The sequence below is a fragment of the Ciceribacter sp. L1K23 genome (assembly GCF_018122705.1).
Classification (GTDB): Bacteria; Pseudomonadota; Alphaproteobacteria; order Rhizobiales; family Rhizobiaceae; genus Allorhizobium.
Genome location: NZ_JAGRRC010000001.1, coordinates 1,668,032 through 1,683,152, shown reverse-complemented (window position 1 = coordinate 1,683,152; position 15,121 = coordinate 1,668,032). Strand labels below are relative to the sequence as shown.

General features: G+C 62.3%; 13 protein-coding genes. All 13 read left to right on the top strand.

The features are described 5' to 3' along the window. Positions 1-125: 125 nt before the first annotated feature. The 13 genes from pcsA to J5J10_RS07795 all read left to right on the top strand — a co-directional run bounded on the left by pcsA (position 126) and on the right by J5J10_RS07795 (position 15,111). Complete coding sequence (gene pcsA, locus J5J10_RS07855; protein ID WP_208550257.1) at positions 126-854, top strand: phosphatidylcholine synthase; 729 nt, start codon at positions 126-128, stop codon at positions 852-854. Positions 855-1,028: 174 nt separating this feature from the next. Then, entirely contained in the window at positions 1,029-2,606 is a 1,578-nt protein-coding gene (locus J5J10_RS07850; protein WP_211929474.1) for an ABC transporter ATP-binding protein, read from the top strand. After that, positions 2,596-3,678 carry an ABC transporter permease gene (locus J5J10_RS07845; RefSeq protein WP_211929473.1) on the top strand — a complete coding sequence of 361 codons (1,083 nt, stop codon included), beginning with the start codon at positions 2,596-2,598 and terminating at the stop codon, positions 3,676-3,678. The genes J5J10_RS07850 and J5J10_RS07845 overlap by 11 nt, the downstream gene beginning before the upstream one ends. Positions 3,679-3,680: 2 nt before the next feature. Continuing rightward, positions 3,681-4,601 (top strand): ABC transporter permease, encoded by a 921-nt coding sequence (locus J5J10_RS07840; RefSeq protein WP_208550269.1) that lies wholly within the window; start codon positions 3,681-3,683, stop codon positions 4,599-4,601. A 51-nt stretch (positions 4,602-4,652) separates the two neighbouring features. Continuing rightward, positions 4,653-5,726 (top strand): BMP family ABC transporter substrate-binding protein, encoded by a 1,074-nt coding sequence (locus tag J5J10_RS07835; protein WP_211929472.1) that lies wholly within the window; start codon positions 4,653-4,655, stop codon positions 5,724-5,726. A 146-nt stretch (positions 5,727-5,872) separates the two neighbouring features. Further along, positions 5,873-6,835, top strand: coding sequence for a galactofuranose ABC transporter, galactofuranose-binding protein YtfQ (gene ytfQ, locus J5J10_RS07830; RefSeq protein ID WP_208550272.1), 963 nt, complete (start codon positions 5,873-5,875; stop codon positions 6,833-6,835). A 100-nt stretch (positions 6,836-6,935) separates the two neighbouring features. Beyond that, positions 6,936-8,459, top strand: coding sequence for a galactofuranose ABC transporter, ATP-binding protein YtfR (gene ytfR, locus J5J10_RS07825; RefSeq protein ID WP_211929471.1), 1,524 nt, complete (start codon positions 6,936-6,938; stop codon positions 8,457-8,459). Beyond that, complete coding sequence (locus J5J10_RS07820; protein WP_211929470.1) at positions 8,456-9,472, top strand: ABC transporter permease; 1,017 nt, start codon at positions 8,456-8,458, stop codon at positions 9,470-9,472. Before ytfR ends, J5J10_RS07820 begins: the two co-directional genes overlap by 4 nt. Next, positions 9,469-10,431: a galactofuranose ABC transporter, permease protein YjfF gene (yjfF, locus tag J5J10_RS07815; RefSeq protein WP_211929469.1), complete on the top strand. Its 963-nt coding sequence runs from the start codon at positions 9,469-9,471 to the stop codon at positions 10,429-10,431. Before J5J10_RS07820 ends, yjfF begins: the two co-directional genes overlap by 4 nt. 87 nt (positions 10,432-10,518) lie before the next feature. Further along, on the top strand, positions 10,519-11,199 hold the full coding sequence (locus J5J10_RS07810) for a FadR/GntR family transcriptional regulator (protein ID WP_349252050.1): 681 nt from the start codon (positions 10,519-10,521) through the stop codon (positions 11,197-11,199). 112 nt (positions 11,200-11,311) lie between these two features. After that, complete coding sequence (gene glmU / locus J5J10_RS07805; RefSeq protein ID WP_211929467.1) at positions 11,312-12,673, top strand: bifunctional UDP-N-acetylglucosamine diphosphorylase/glucosamine-1-phosphate N-acetyltransferase GlmU; 1,362 nt, start codon at positions 11,312-11,314, stop codon at positions 12,671-12,673. A 111-nt stretch (positions 12,674-12,784) separates the two neighbouring features. Further along, the gene (gene glmS / locus J5J10_RS07800; RefSeq protein ID WP_211929466.1) at positions 12,785-14,611 is read left to right on the top strand and encodes a glutamine--fructose-6-phosphate transaminase (isomerizing); all 1,827 of its coding nucleotides are present in this window, start codon (positions 12,785-12,787) and stop codon (positions 14,609-14,611) included. Next, positions 14,608-15,111, top strand: a complete 504-nt coding sequence (locus J5J10_RS07795) for an N-acetyltransferase (protein ID WP_208550296.1) — start codon at positions 14,608-14,610, stop codon at positions 15,109-15,111. Before glmS ends, J5J10_RS07795 begins: the two co-directional genes overlap by 4 nt. Positions 15,112-15,121 lie beyond the last annotated feature (10 nt).

The following is a 15,121-nucleotide window of genomic DNA, read 5'->3' as shown; positions in this document are numbered from 1 at the left end:
GATGCTTTGGCGCACCCCTCTGCCCCCTTTCCGTGGGCAAAGCCGAACCGGTGTCGTTTCGACATTGCAAAACGGTCGGATTCGTCGAATATCGCCACACCGAAGAGACAAGGGGCCGAAACGGCATGAAAATCTTCAACTACAGACGGGTGCCTTACGCGGAGATGCGTGCGTTCTCCGTACATATCCTGACGGCATCCGGCTCGTTCCTGGCCTTTCTCGGTGTCGTCGCGGCTGCCGAACACCGCTTCGTCGACATGTTCTGGTGGCTGGGACTTGCGCTTCTCGTCGATGGCATCGATGGGCCGATCGCCCGCAAGGTGCGGGTCAAGGAAGTTCTACCGAACTGGTCCGGCGACACGCTGGACAACATCATCGACTATGTCACCTATGTCCTTCTGCCGGCCTTCGCCCTCTATCAGAGCGGCATGATCGGCGAGCCCTGGTCCTTCGTCGCGGCAGGCATGATCGTCGTGTCCAGCGCCATCTACTACGCCGACATGGGCATGAAGACCGACGAGTACTTTTTCTCGGGCTTTCCCGTGGTCTGGAACATGATCGTCTTCACCCTGTTTGTGATCGACGCCTCGGCCTTGACCGCGATGATCGTCGTCTCCGTCTCGGTCGTGTTGACCTTCCTGCCGATCTTCTTCCTCCACCCGGTGCGGGTGAAGCGGCTTCGTGGCCTCAACATGGCGGTGTTTCTGCTGTGGTGCGCGCTCGGTGGTTATGCCTTGCTCCTGCATTTCGAGACGCCTGCCTGGGTCGTGTATCCTTTCATCGCGACCGGCATCTATCTCTATGTCATTGGCGGGATACTCCAGGCCTTTCCGGCACTAGGGCGTCGAGGGTGAAGGTGCCTCTCCGGCGGGCGCGATCCACGAAAAATCATGCGGCACCAGTTGTGCAAAGCAACAAACCGGTTATCAATAGTCGCTTGTTGCGTGTCCGGCATCACACGGGGGCGCGGCGGGGAACAACAGCATGCCCGGGATGAATGAAACATACCCGGTACGATAGGGGGATTTGTGTCGCTTTCGCCTCAGCCGGAACCGGCCGCTCTATTGTCGGTTCGCAAACTGACGAAGCTTTTCGGGACATTCGCGGCCTGCGACGGGATCGACCTGAGCATCGCGCCGGGTGAAATCCATGCGCTTCTCGGCGAGAATGGCGCTGGAAAATCCACTTTGGTGAAGATGCTTTTTGGCGTTCTGGCGCCGAGCTCCGGCAGCGTTGAATGGCAGGGCCGGGCGGTTGCGATCGGTTCGCCCGCTGCGGCGCGTCGTCTCGGCATCGGCATGGTTTTCCAGCACTTTTCGCTCTTCGAGTCATTGACGGTCGCGGAGAACATCGCCTTGTCGCTCGACAGCAAGGTTCCCCTTGACACCATCGCGCAGAAGGCGGCCGAACTGTCCCGGACCTATGGACTTCCTCTCGACCCGTCCGCCCATGTCGCGGACCTGTCCGTCGGTGAGCGTCAACGCATCGAGATCGTCAGGGCGCTGCTTCAGAACCCGCAATTGATTATCCTCGACGAGCCGACCTCGGTGCTGACCCCGCAGGAGGCGGACCGGCTGTTCGAGACGCTCGACAAGCTGAAGGCCGAGGGGCGCTCGGTGCTCTACATCAGTCACCGCCTCGAGGAGGTCCAGCGCATCTGCGACCGCGCGACCGTTCTTCGCCACGGCAAGGTGACCGGCGCCTGCGACCCCCGGCAGGAGACACCCGCCTCGCTCGCCCGCATGATGGTCGGCGCGGAAGTGCCGCACGTAACGGCCGAGGGTACGAGCGCCAGGGGCGACGTGCTGCTCGAAGCCGTCTCCCTTGATGTCGCACCGCGTACGCCGTTCGCCGTGTCGCTGAAACATGTGAGCCTGAAGGTCCGCGCCGGCGAGGTGCTTGCCATCGCCGGTGTTGCCGGAAACGGGCAGGGCGAACTCTTCGACGCATTGTCGGGCGAGTATCCGGTGGCGTCGGATGCATCAGTCGTCATTCGTGGCAAGCCCATGGGGCGCAGCGGTATCAACCGCCGGCGGCTGATGGGAGCCGGTTTTGTGCCCGAGGAACGGCATGGCCACGCTGCCGTCTCGGCGCTCACACTCTCGGACAATCTTGTGCTGGCGCGCAACGCATCCGACCGCCGGGCCTTTGTCGGTGGTGGTGTTCTGGGAATCATCCGCAACGATGCGGTCAAGGCCGCCGCCCGGCGGATTTCGGAAGCCATGGATGTCCGCAAAAGCGGAGAAGACCCACCGGCCGGGTCGCTCTCAGGCGGTAACCTGCAGAAATTCATCGTCGGCCGAGAACTCGATCGGCGCCCTGCCGTGCTCGTGGTCAACCAGCCGACCTGGGGTGTCGACGCCGGTGCGGCGAGCCGCATTCGTCAGGCGCTCGTCGATCTCGCAAGATCCGGTTCCGCCGTGCTCGTGATCAGTCAGGATCTCGACGAGATTTTCGAGGTCGCGACCGAGATCGCCGTTATCAGCGAGGGCCGGCTTTCGTCAGCCTATCCGGCAAAGGATATGACCCGCGAGAAGATCGGGCTGCTGATGGGCGGCCTTCACGGGCTGGAGCCCGTGGCGGGGGAGACTGCCCATGCGCATTGAACTCGAAAAACGCGCAGCACCCTCGCGCCGCTGGTCGCTGCTGTCGCCGTTCGTCGCGCTTCTGCTGACGCTCGTGTTCGGCGCCCTGATGTTCGCTCTTCTCGGCAAGGACCCGATCCAGGCGCTCTATATAATCTTCATCGAGCCGCTGACGGAAGTGTGGTCGCTGCACGAGCTCGCCGTGAAAGCATCGCCGCTCATCCTGATCGGTGTCGGCCTCTCGGTCTGCTACCGCTCGAACAACTGGAACATCGGCGCCGAGGGCCAGCTGATCTTCGGTGCCATCTTCGGCTCGATCCTCCCGATCGTGTTCTACGACTGGCAATCGCCGCTTCTGCTGCCGCTGATGCTTGTCATGGGAATGATCGGCGGAGCGCTCTATGCCGCCATCCCGGCGTTTCTCAAGGCGCAGACCAATACCAACGAGATCCTCACGAGCCTGATGCTAGTCTATGTCGCCGAGCTCTTCCTCGACTGGCTGGTGCGCGGCCCGTGGCGGGATCCCGGTGGCTACAATTTCCCGGTGACACGGTCGTTCGTGCCGGAGGCCATCCTTCCGGAGATATTGTCCTCCGGTCGCGCCCATCTCGGTATTGTCTTCGCGATCGTCGCGGCCTTTGCGGTCTGGTTCATGCTCCGCTTCACCTTGCGCGGCTTTCAGGTCAACGTCATCGGCCAGTCGGAACGCGCCGCGCGATTTGCCGGCTTCTCCCGCCGCGGCATGATCTGGTTCTCGATGCTGCTGTCGGGCGCCCTTGCAGGTCTCGCCGGCATCTCGGAGGTCAGCGGCATCATCGGCAAGCTGCAGCCCGAAATTTCGCCGGGCTACGGGTTCACCGCAATCATCGTCGCCTTTCTCGGGCGGTTGAATCCGCTCGGCGTGATCGTAGCCGGTCTGGTCCTTGGTCTGACCTATCTCGGCGGCGAAGCGGCTCAGATCTCACTTAATGTGTCGGACAAGGTCGTGCGCGTCTTCCAGGGCATGTTGCTGTTCTTCGTCCTGGCCTGTGACTCGCTGGCCTATTACCGCATCCGGCTGGTCGGACGGTCCGCCGCCGCAGGGGAGGCATGATCATGGGCATGATCGAAAGCATCCTCCTGACCATCGCCACCGCAGCGACGCCGCTTCTCATCGCGGCCATCGGCGAGATGGTCGTGGAGCGGTCGGGCGTCCTCAATCTCGGTGTCGAGGGCATGATGGTGATGGGTGCAGTCTGCGGCTTCGCCGGCGCCAGCCTCAGCGGCTCGCCCTGGATCGGTGTCCTTTGCGGGATTGCCGCCGGGGCGCTGTTCTCCATGCTGTTTGCCGTCCTGACCCTGACGATCGCGGCCAATCAGGTAGCGACGGGTCTGTCGCTCACCCTGCTCGGGCTCGGGCTCTCAGGCATGATCGGGGAAAGCTTCGTCGGCCAGGCAGGACAGAAATTGCCGAGCCTGTTCATCCCCGGCCTCAGCGAACTGCCGCTTGTGGGGCGGTTGGTGTTCGGCCAGGACCCGATCTTCTACGCCTCCGTCGCCCTTGTGCTCGGTACGGGCTGGTTTTTGTTCCGGACACGAACCGGCCTGACGCTTCGCTCGATCGGCGACAATCCGGCCTCGGCGCATGCGCTTGGCATCGGCGTCATCCGCTATCGCTACCTCGCGGTCCTGTTCGGCGGAGCCTGCGCCGGTCTCGCCGGGGCCCACTTGTCGCTGGTCTACACGCCGCAATGGGTGGAGAACATGACGGCTGGCCGTGGCTGGATCGCGCTTGCGCTCGTCGTCTTTGCTTCCTGGCGACCGGCCCGTGTTGCCGTCGGCGCCTACCTGTTCGGCGGTGTGACGATCGGCCAGTTGCATGCGCAGGCGATCGGTCTCGGTATCCCGTCGCAGTTCCTGTCATCGCTGCCATATCTTGCGACGGTGGTCGTTCTCGTGGTGATGTCGAGAAACAGGCGGTTGATGCTGGTGAATACCCCGGCGGCGCTCGGGCGGCCCTTCGTGCCGGACCGTTGAGGCCGGGGAATAACAAAATCCGATAAACAGGTTTGAAGAGAGGAACCTATCATGAAGAAAATCATCCTTGGCCTTGCGGCGGCACTCGCCGCCTCGACCATGGCCGTTCCGGCCATGGCGCAGGAAAAGACGAAGGCCTGCTTCGTCTATATCGGTCCGAAGACGGATGGCGGCTGGACACAGGCGCATGACGTCGGACGCCAGTACGTCGAAGAGAAGATGGGCGACAAGGTCGAAACCCAGTACGTCGAAAACGTTCCGGAAGGTCCGGACGCAGAGCGCGCCATCGAGCGTCTTGCCCGTTCCGGCTGCGCGATCATCTTCACCACCTCGTTCGGCTATATGGATCCCACGCTGAACGTCGCGAAGAAGTTCCCCGATGTGAAATTCGAGCACGCGACCGGCTACAAGACCGCCGACAACGTCACGACCTACAACTCGCGCTTCTATGAAGGCCGCTACATCATCGGCCAGATCGCCGCCACGATGTCGAAGACCGGCGTTGCCGGCTACATCGCCTCGTTCCCGATCCCGGAAGTGGTCATGGGCATCAACGCCTTCGAACAGGGCGCCAAGTCGGTCAACCCGGATTTCAAGATGAAGGTCATCTGGGTCAACACCTGGCATGACGCCGGCAAGGAAGCCGATGCAGCCAAGGCGCTCGTCGACCAGGGCGTCGACATCCTGACGCAGCACACCGACTCGGCCGCGCCGATGCAGATCGCCGAAGAGCGCGGCATCAAGGCCTTCGGTCAGGCATTCGACCAGATCCAGGCTGGCCCGAACGCCCAGCTGACGGCCATCATGGACACCTGGGGCCCGTATTACGTCAAGAAGATCCAGGCCGTCATCGACGGCACCTGGAAGGGTGGCGAATCCACCTGGGACGGCCTCAAGGACGGCATCCTTGCGATGGCGCCCTACACCAACATGCCTGACGACGTTAAGGCGATGGCCGAGGAAACCGAAGCCAAGATCAAGTCGGGTGAACTGCATCCGTTCACCGGTCCGATCAACAAGCAGGACGGCACGGCATGGCTTGCCGCCGGGGAGAAGGCCGACGATGGCACGCTTCTTGGCATGAATTTCTACGTCGAGGGTGTCGACGACCAGTTGCCGAAGTGAGGCTTTTAGAGGCGTACGATTGGGGAGGGGCGCTTCGGCGCCCCTTCTTTTTTCTCGGAAGGCGAAAAAAAGCCGATTTACAAAAGTAATACTATATGATTTAAAAAATCGCACGTCGTATGGAGACGACGTTTGGGAGGTAAATCATGAAATTGTTTCAAGCGCTTGCCAGCGCCACGGTTCTTGCTGGCCTTATGTTCGCTCCGGCCGTAGCGGCTGACATGACCGTCGGCTTTTCGCAGATCGGTTCGGAATCCGGCTGGCGCGCCGCCGAGACCACGCTCACCAAGCAGCAGGCCGAAGCCCGCGGCATCGACCTGAAGTTCGCCGACGCCCAGCAGAAGCAGGAAAACCAGATCAAGGCGCTTCGCTCGTTCATCGCCCAGGGCGTTGATGCGATCCTGGTTGCTCCTGTCGTTGCAACCGGCTGGGACGAAGTCCTGGAAGAAGCCAAGGATGCCGACATCCCCGTTATTCTGCTCGACCGTACGGTCGATGCGCCGGAAGATCTCTACATGACCGCCGTTACCTCCGATCTCGTCCACGAAGGCAAGGTTGCCGGCGAGTGGCTGGTGAAGACCGTCGCCGACAAGCAGTGCAACATTGTCGAGCTGCAGGGCACGACAGGCTCCTCTCCCGCGATCGACCGCAAGAAGGGCTTCGAGGAAGCGATTGCCGGCAAGGATAATCTCAAGATCATCCGCAGCCAGACCGGCGACTTCACCCGCACCAAGGGCAAGGAAGTCATGGAAAGCTTCCTGAAGGCCGAAGACGGCGGCAAGAACATCTGCGCCCTCTATGCCCACAATGACGACATGGCCGTCGGCGCCATCCAGGCGATCAAGGAAGCCGGTCTGAAGCCCGGCACCGACATCCTCGTCGTGTCGATCGACGCCGTTCCGGATATCTTCCTCGCCATGGCCGCTGGTGAAGCGAATGCGACGGTCGAATTGACGCCAAACATGGCAGGCCCGGCCTTCGACGCCCTGGAGGCCTACAAGAAGGACGGCACCATGCCTCCGAAGTGGATCCAGACCGAATCCAAGCTCTACACACAGGCCGACGATCCGCAGAAGGTCTACGAAGAGAAGAAGGGCCTCGGCTACTGATCCGAACCGAGATCGTGCGGGCGTAAGCGTCCGTTCGAACACGGGGAACCGGCGGAAGATCCCGCCGGTTCCCAGTCTCTTTATGTCATCGGAACCGGGCATGACCTCTCACGACACAGCCATTCTGGCGGCGACGGGTATCTGTAAGAATTTCCCGGGCGCCAAGGCGCTCGACAATGTCGATTTCACGTTGAAACGGGGCGAAATCCACGCGCTTCTCGGCGAAAACGGCGCCGGCAAATCCACCCTTGTGAAGTGCCTGACCGGCGCCTATCGCCGCGATGATGGCGACATCAGGCTTGACGGTCAGTCGATCGATCCGCGCGACACGCACGAGGCCCAGGTGCTGGGCATTGGGACCGTCTACCAGGAGGTCAATCTCCTCGAAAACCTGTCCGTTGCGGAAAACCTCTTTCTCGGCCGCCAGCCACGCCGCTTTGGTCTCGTCGATAACCGGCGCATGAACGCCGCCGCGCGCGACCTCCTGTCCGGCTACGGCCTCGACATCGACGTCGGTGCCGAGCTTTCCCGCTATTCGGTCGCGATACAGCAGATCATCGCGATCGCGCGCGCCGTGGACCTTTCGGGCAAGGTGCTGATCCTCGACGAGCCGACGGCGAGCCTCGACAACCGCGAAGTCGAGATGCTGTTCAATGTCATGCGCGATTTGAAGGCGCGGGGCCTCGGCATCGTTTTCATCACCCACTTTCTGGGGCAGGTTTTCGATGTGACGGACCGTGTCACGGTCTTGCGGAACGGCTGCCTCGTCGGCTCCGCGGACACAGCCACGCTCGACCGCCGTAACCTGATTTCCATGATGCTGGGCCGCGATCTGGAATCCGCAGAGAGCCAGCATCACAACAAGTCGGCTGTCGACCAGCCGGTGCGCTTCCGCTTTTCTGGCTACGGCCGGCGGGGCAAGATCGAACCCTTCGATCTTGATGTGCGGGGCGGAGAGGTGGTCGGCATGGCCGGCCTGCTGGGCTCCGGCCGCACCGAGACCGCGGAAACCCTGTTCGGTGTAACGCCCGCCGACAGTGGGCAGGCCGCGGTCGATGGAAAAACCGTCAACCTGCGCTCGCCTCGCGACGCCATTCTGAACGGCTTCGGTTTCTGCCCGGAGGATCGCAAGCTCGACGGCATCGTCGGTGACCTGTCGATCCGCGAAAACATCGCGCTTGCGCAGCAGGCCCGTCGTGGTTGGTGGCGCCCCATCCGACTCGCTGAGCAGATCGAGATGGCCGACCGCTATATCGCGGCGCTCGACGTGCGGACGACGGATCGCGAAAAACCGATCCGCGAGCTATCGGGCGGCAACCAGCAGAAGGTTATTCTGGGACGTTGGCTTGCGACCAATCCCGGCTTCCTGATCCTCGACGAGCCGACCCGCGGCATCGACGTCGGTGCTCACGCGGAAATCATCCGGTTGATCGAGAAGCTGTGTGACGACGGCATGTCGTTGCTCGTCATCTCCTCCGAACTCGAGGAGCTTCTGGCCTACAGCTCGCGCATCATCGTCGTTCGCGATCGTAAGCATGTCGCGGAACTGGTCGGAGAGCAGATGACGACGGCATCGATCGTCGACGCGATCGCGTCGCTTCACACCGAGGAGGCGACGCCGTGATCGCAGCCCTGCCATATTCCGTGCGCCGTCTGGCGCCGCAGATCATCGCGCTGGTGATCATTCTGGCTTTGAATTTCCTCGCCTTTCCGAGTTTCTTCGACATCGGCGTTCAGAACGGCCGGCTCTACGGAAGCCTGATCGACGTCCTCAACCGCGGGGCGCCGGTGGCGCTTCTCGCGGTCGGCATGACGCTGGTGATCGCCACCAAGGGTATCGACCTCTCCGTCGGCGCTGTCATCGCGATCAGCGGCGCTGTCGCCGCTGCCATGGTTGCCTCAGGCCAGCCGCTTGCCGTCGCGCTGCTTGCGGCGCTGGCGACGGGGCTGCTGTGCGGGGTCTGGAACGGCGTGCTTGTCGCCGTCCTCGGCATCCAGCCCATCATCGCCACTCTCGTTCTCATGGTCGCGGGCAGGGGTATCGCCCAGCTCATTACAGAGGGCACGATCCTCACCTTCACCAATCCCGGATTTGAGTTCATCGGTAGTGGTGCTGTCGGTTACATCCCTATGCCGGTGATCATCTGGCTTGCCTTCGCTGCAATTGTGGGGCTCGTCGTCCGCCGCAGTGCCCTCGGCTTGCTCGTCGAAGCGGTCGGCATCAACAAGCGCGCCGCCGTACTTGCAGGCGTCGGCGCGCCGGCACTTCTCATCAGCGTCTACCTGATCAGCGGCTTGGCCGCATCGATCGCGGGCATCATTGTCGCCGCCGACATCAAGGGCGCGGATGCCAACAATGCCGGCCTCTGGCTCGAGCTCGATGCCATCCTCGCGGTCGTGGTCGGCGGCAACTCGCTGCTCGGCGGTCGCTTTTCGATCGCCGGCTCGTTGCTGGGCGCGATGATCATCCAGGCGATCAACACCGGCATCCTGCTGTCCGGTTTCCCGCCTGAGTTCAACCTGATCATCAAGGCCGCAATCATCGTGGTCATCCTGATCGTCCAGTCGCCGTCGCTGCACGGGCTGTCGGGCTTCTGGCTCGCGGCAAGAAGAAAGTCCCAGGAGCAGCCGAAATGAATGCCCGTCACCTGCCGCTGCTCGCGACGATCCTGATCTTCATTGTCGCTTACGCCATCTGCGCATTCCAGTTTCCGGCGATGCTGTCGCTGCGTGTGCTTTCGAACCTGCTGACGGACAACGCGTTTCTCGGCATCGTCGCGGTCGGGATGACCTTCGTCATCCTGTCCGGAGGGATCGACCTGTCAGTGGGTGCCGTCATCGGATTTGCAGGTGTGTTCCTGGCCGTGATGCTGCGGGATACCGGCGTTCACCCCATCACCGCCTTTGTGCTGTTGCTGGTGATTACGACGCTCTTCGGTGCAGCCATGGGCGCGGTCATCCACTATCTCGACATGCCCGCCTTCATCGTGACGCTGGCAGGCATGTTCCTGGCCCGAGGCATGGCGTTCGTCCTGTCGATCGACAGCATTCCCGTCGATCACGAGTTCTACAGCATGCTGCGGCGGACCTTCTACAAGCTGCCCGGCGGAGGACGATTGACGCTCATCGGCGGCCTGATGATCCTCGTTTTCATCGTCGGGGCCATCGTCGCGCACCGCACCCGCTTCGGCGCCAATGTGTATGCCCTCGGCGGCGGCGTGCAGACTGCGCGCCTGATGGGTGTGCCGGTGGCGCGCACCACGATCAGCATCTACGCGCTGTCCGGTTTCCTTGCCGGCCTGTCGGGAATCGTCTTTTCGCTTTACACGTCCGCAGGATACCCGCTGTCGGCAGTTGGAGTGGAGCTTGATGCGATCGCCGCGGTGGTGATCGGCGGTACGCTTCTGACGGGCGGCTCCGGCTATGTCGTGGGCACCTTCATCGGGATCCTGATCCAGGGTCTGATCCAGACCTACATCACCTTTGATGGTTCGCTCTCCAGTTGGTGGACTAAAATCCTAATTGGCCTTCTTCTGTTTGCGTTTATTTTGCTGCAGAAGGCGATCCTGGCTGCTTCGCAGGGGCGGGGTCGATGAGGGGCGGAAAGGGAGTGTCTTTTGCAGAATGCATTGGCAGGAGTGGGGTCCGCGATACAGTTATCGCGTAACAGCCACGGACAGGTGGTGAATGCGCTGGGACGCGCGATCGTGTCCGGCGAATTCGCCGTCGGAGGCCTGCTGCCCGGCGATGTGGAGCTTGCCCAGCGTTTCCAGGTATCGCGCACGGTGCTCCGCGAAGCGATGAAGACGCTGACGGCCAAGGGGCTAGTCGTGCCCAAGGCGCGGATCGGCACGCGCGTGACCGACAAGGCGTTCTGGAACCTGTTCGACGCCGATATCCTGACCTGGCACTTCGATGTCGGCGTCAGCGAGGAATTCCTGCTGCATCTCTATGACATCCGTCTGGCCTTCGAGCCGGCAGCCGCTGCGCTCGCTGCCGAGCGCGCGACCCAAGACGAGATCGACGAACTCGACCGTTTGGCAGAGTCTCTCGGAGACGAGGGCCACAGTGTCGAAACGCTTGCTTTCGCTGATCTGCGCTTTCATCTGGCTCTTGCCGCAGCCTCCAGGAACCCTTTCATGCGTACGCTCGGCGGATTGATCAAGGCGGCGTTGATGGGGGCCTTCCGCATGTCGTCGCTGCCGCCCGAAAAAGGCCGTGGAAACGATGTCCGCGTCTCCCACCTGGCGATCGTCGAGGCGATTCGCGCTCGTGATCCGGCTGCCGCCAGGATGACGATGGAAAAGGTGATCCAGGTCGGCCGCCAGCGGGCGCAGGCCACCCACCGCGGCGAGAGCGTATAACCCATAGAGTCAACGCGGCGAGCGCGCTCTTCCGGGCTTGCGGCAAATCGTGGTCGCGGCTAGGAGTCCCTGTCCTTCGGCCCGATTGGGCCCGTTCATCTTGGAGCAGAGCATGCAGCGCAGTTGTCTGGCCGTCATTCTCGCCGCCGGCGAGAGCACCCGCATGAAATCGTCGATGTCGAAGGTGCTGCATCCCGTGGCCGGCCGACCGATGATTGCCCATGTGACAGCGGCGGTGGCAAGCGCCGGCATCGCCGATGTCGCCTTGGTCGTCGGCCGCGATGCGGAGAAGGTGGCTGCGGCCGCCAGCGTCGAAGGTGTATCGGTGACGCCCTTCCTGCAGGCGGAGCGGCTCGGCACAGGTCATGCTGTGCTTGCGGCGCGCGCCGCGATCGAAAAGGGATACGACGATGTGCTCGTCACTTACGGCGACGTTCCGCTGATCACCGAACAGCCCTTCCTCGCCGCACGCGAAGCGCTGGCGGCCGGTGCCGATGTCGTGGTCATCGGCTTCCATACCGACAAGCCGACCGGTTACGGACGCCTGCTGGTCAAGGATGGCGAACTGATCGCCATCCGGGAGGAGAAGGACGCCACCGAATCGGAACGCGCCGTTACCTGGTGCAACAGCGGCCTGATGGTCATCAACGGCGGCAAGGCGCTCGATTACCTGCTGCAGATCGGCAACAAGAACGCCAAGGGCGAATACTACCTGACGGACATCGTCGAGATCGCCCGCGCCAATGGCGGTCGGGTCGTGGCCGTCGACGCCCCGGAGGCCGAACTTACCGGCTGCAACAACCGTGCCGAACTCGCCATGGTCGAGCGCCTTTGGCAGGAGCGTCGCCGCACCGAGCTTATGGTGGAAGGCGTCACAATGGTTGCGCCGGAAACCGTTTTTCTGAGCTACGACACCGCCATCGGCCGCGATGCGGTCATCGAACCGAATGTCGTCTTCGGCCCCGGCGCCGTGATTGAAAGCGGCGCCATCATCCACGCCTTCTGCCATATCGAGGGCGCCCGCGTGTCATCAGGCGCCACCGTCGGACCGTTCGCGCGGCTTCGCCCCGGCGCGAACCTCGCCGAAGGCGCCAAGGTCGGCAATTACTGTGAAGTGAAGAATGCTGAGATCGGCAAGGGTGCCAAGGTCAACCACCTGACCTATATCGGCGACGCCGAAATCGGTGCTGACAGCAATATCGGCGCCGGCACGATCACCTGCAACTATGATGGCGTGAACAAGGCGAAGACGAAGATCGGGCATGGCGCATTTATCGGCTCCAATTCCTCGCTCGTCGCGCCTGTTGCCATCGGTGACGGCGCCTATGTGGCCTCAGGCAGCGTTATCACAGAGGACGTTCCGGATGACGCGCTGGCCTTCGGCCGCGCCCGCCAGGAGGTCAAGCCGGGCCGGGCGGTCGCCGTTCGCGAACGCGCGCTCGCCATCAAGGCGGCGAAGAAGGCCGGACGCTGATTGCTGCGATTGCGTAACGATTAGAAATCGAAAGTGACCGATGGCCGGATTGCGCCGCGGTGCAAAATCATTAGGACTGGCGCTCGAAACTCACGCCAGACGGAGAATTCTATGTGCGGTATTGTCGGGATCGTCGGTAACCAGCCTGTCGCGGAACGTCTGGTCGACGCCCTCAAGCGGCTCGAATATCGCGGATATGATTCCGCCGGCGTCGCCACGATCCATGACGGCGCGATGGATCGCCGTCGCGCCGAGGGTAAGCTTTTCAACCTCGAAAAGAAGCTCTCGGAAGAACCGCTGGCCGGCACGATCGGCATTGCTCATACACGTTGGGCGACGCACGGCGTCCCGAATGAGACGAACGCCCATCCGCATTTCGTCGATGGAATAGCGGTCGTCCATAATGGCATCATCGAGAATTTTTCCGAACTGAAAGATTCAATGGCCGAAGGTGGCGCGACCTTCACGACACAGACCGATACCGAAGTCGTGGCCCATTTGCTCGCCAAGTACCGCCGCGAGGGTCTCGACAACCGCGCCGCCATGCTCGCGATGCTGAACGATGTGACCGGCGCTTATGCGCTCGTCGTCATGTTCGCCGAGGACCCGGATACGATCATGGCCGCCCGCTGCGGTCCGCCGCTCGCCGTCGGTTTCGGTAGGGACGAGATGTTCCTCGGATCGGATGCCATCGCGCTCGCACCTTTCACCAACGACATCGTCTATCTCGAGGACGGCGATTGCGCCATCGTCCACCGGACCGGGGCCGAGATCATCGACTATCGCGGCAATCCTGTTGAACGCCCGCACCAGATTTCGCAGGCGACCGCCTACATTGTCGACAAGGGCAATCACCGACACTTCATGGAGAAGGAAATCTACGAACAGCCGGAGGTGATCTCCCACGCGCTGTCCCACTATGTCGATTTCGCCAGCCACGGCGTTCGTCCGAACGAAACGGCGATCGATTTCGCGGCGCTGCGCGGTCTCGCCATCTCCGCCTGCGGCACGGCCTATCTCTCGGGACTGGTCGGGAAATACTGGTTCGAACGCTACGCACGCCTTCCCGTCGAGATCGATGTCGCCTCCGAATTCCGCTACCGCGAAATGCCGTTGTCGAAGGACCAGGCGGCGCTGTTCATATCCCAATCCGGTGAAACCGCCGACACGCTGGCATCGCTACGCTACTGCAAGGACGAGGGCCTGAAGATCGGCGCCGTGGTGAACGTCAAGGAATCGACCATCGCCCGCGAGGCCGATGCGGTTTTCCCGATCCTGGCTGGTCCGGAAATCGGCGTAGCCTCGACCAAGGCCTTCACCTGTCAGCTCGCCGTTCTCGCCTCGCTCGCGATCGGTGCCGGTCGTGCGCGCGGCACGCTGAGCGCCGAGGATGAGAAGCAGATGGTGCGTCACCTGATCGAGATGCCGCGCATCATGAGCAAGGTGGTGAACCAGATCCAGGAACCGATCGAGCATCTGTCGCGTGAGTTGTCGAAATTCAAGCACGTGCTCTATCTCGGCCGTGGCACCAGCTACCCGCTGGCGATGGAAGGCGCGCTGAAGCTCAAGGAGATTTCCTACATCCATGCAGAGGGCTATGCCGCCGGCGAGTTGAAGCACGGTCCGATCGCCCTCATCGACGAAACAATGCCTGTCATCGTTATCGCGCCGCACGACCGCTTCTTCGAGAAGACGGTCTCCAACATGCAGGAGGTCGCGGCCCGCGGCGGACGGATCATCTTCATTACCGATGAGAAGGGGGCGGCCGCGTCCAAGCTTGAGACCATGGCGACGATCGTTCTGCCGAACGTGGCGGAAATCATCGCCCCTATGGTGTTCTCGCTGCCGATCCAGTTGCTCGCCTATCACACAGCCGTCTTCATGGGCACCGACGTCGATCAGCCGCGTAACCTCGCGAAATCGGTCACCGTCGAATGATCGTCCGGCCGGAGCGCGTAGGTGACGAGGCGCAGATCGGCGCGCTCACGGCCCGCGCCTTCGCAGACATGCCCTATAGCGACCAGACCGAGTCGCTGATTGTGGAGCGGTTGCGCAGAGCCGGGGCGTTGACGGTCTCACTTGTGGCGGAGGACGATGGCGTGATCGTCGGCCACGTCGCTTTTTCACCCGTCATGCTTTCGAGCGGACAGACAAACTGGTATGCGCTCGGTCCGATTTCGGTCGACCCAGTCCGGCAGAGATCGGGAATTGGATCGATGCTGATCGCGAAGGGCTTCGCAAGGTTGCAAGAACTCGGTGCGGCCGGCTGCATCCTCGCGGGCGATCCTGCCTACTATGGCCGCTTCGGTTTTCGCGGCGTCGAAGGTTTGTCCTGCGACGCCGTACCATCACAGTATTTGCTCGCTCTGCCCTTGAATGACGAGGCTCCCTCCGGCATTGTCGGCTTCCATCCGGGTTTCTTCGGCGATGCAGCATAGCGGCGAGGGC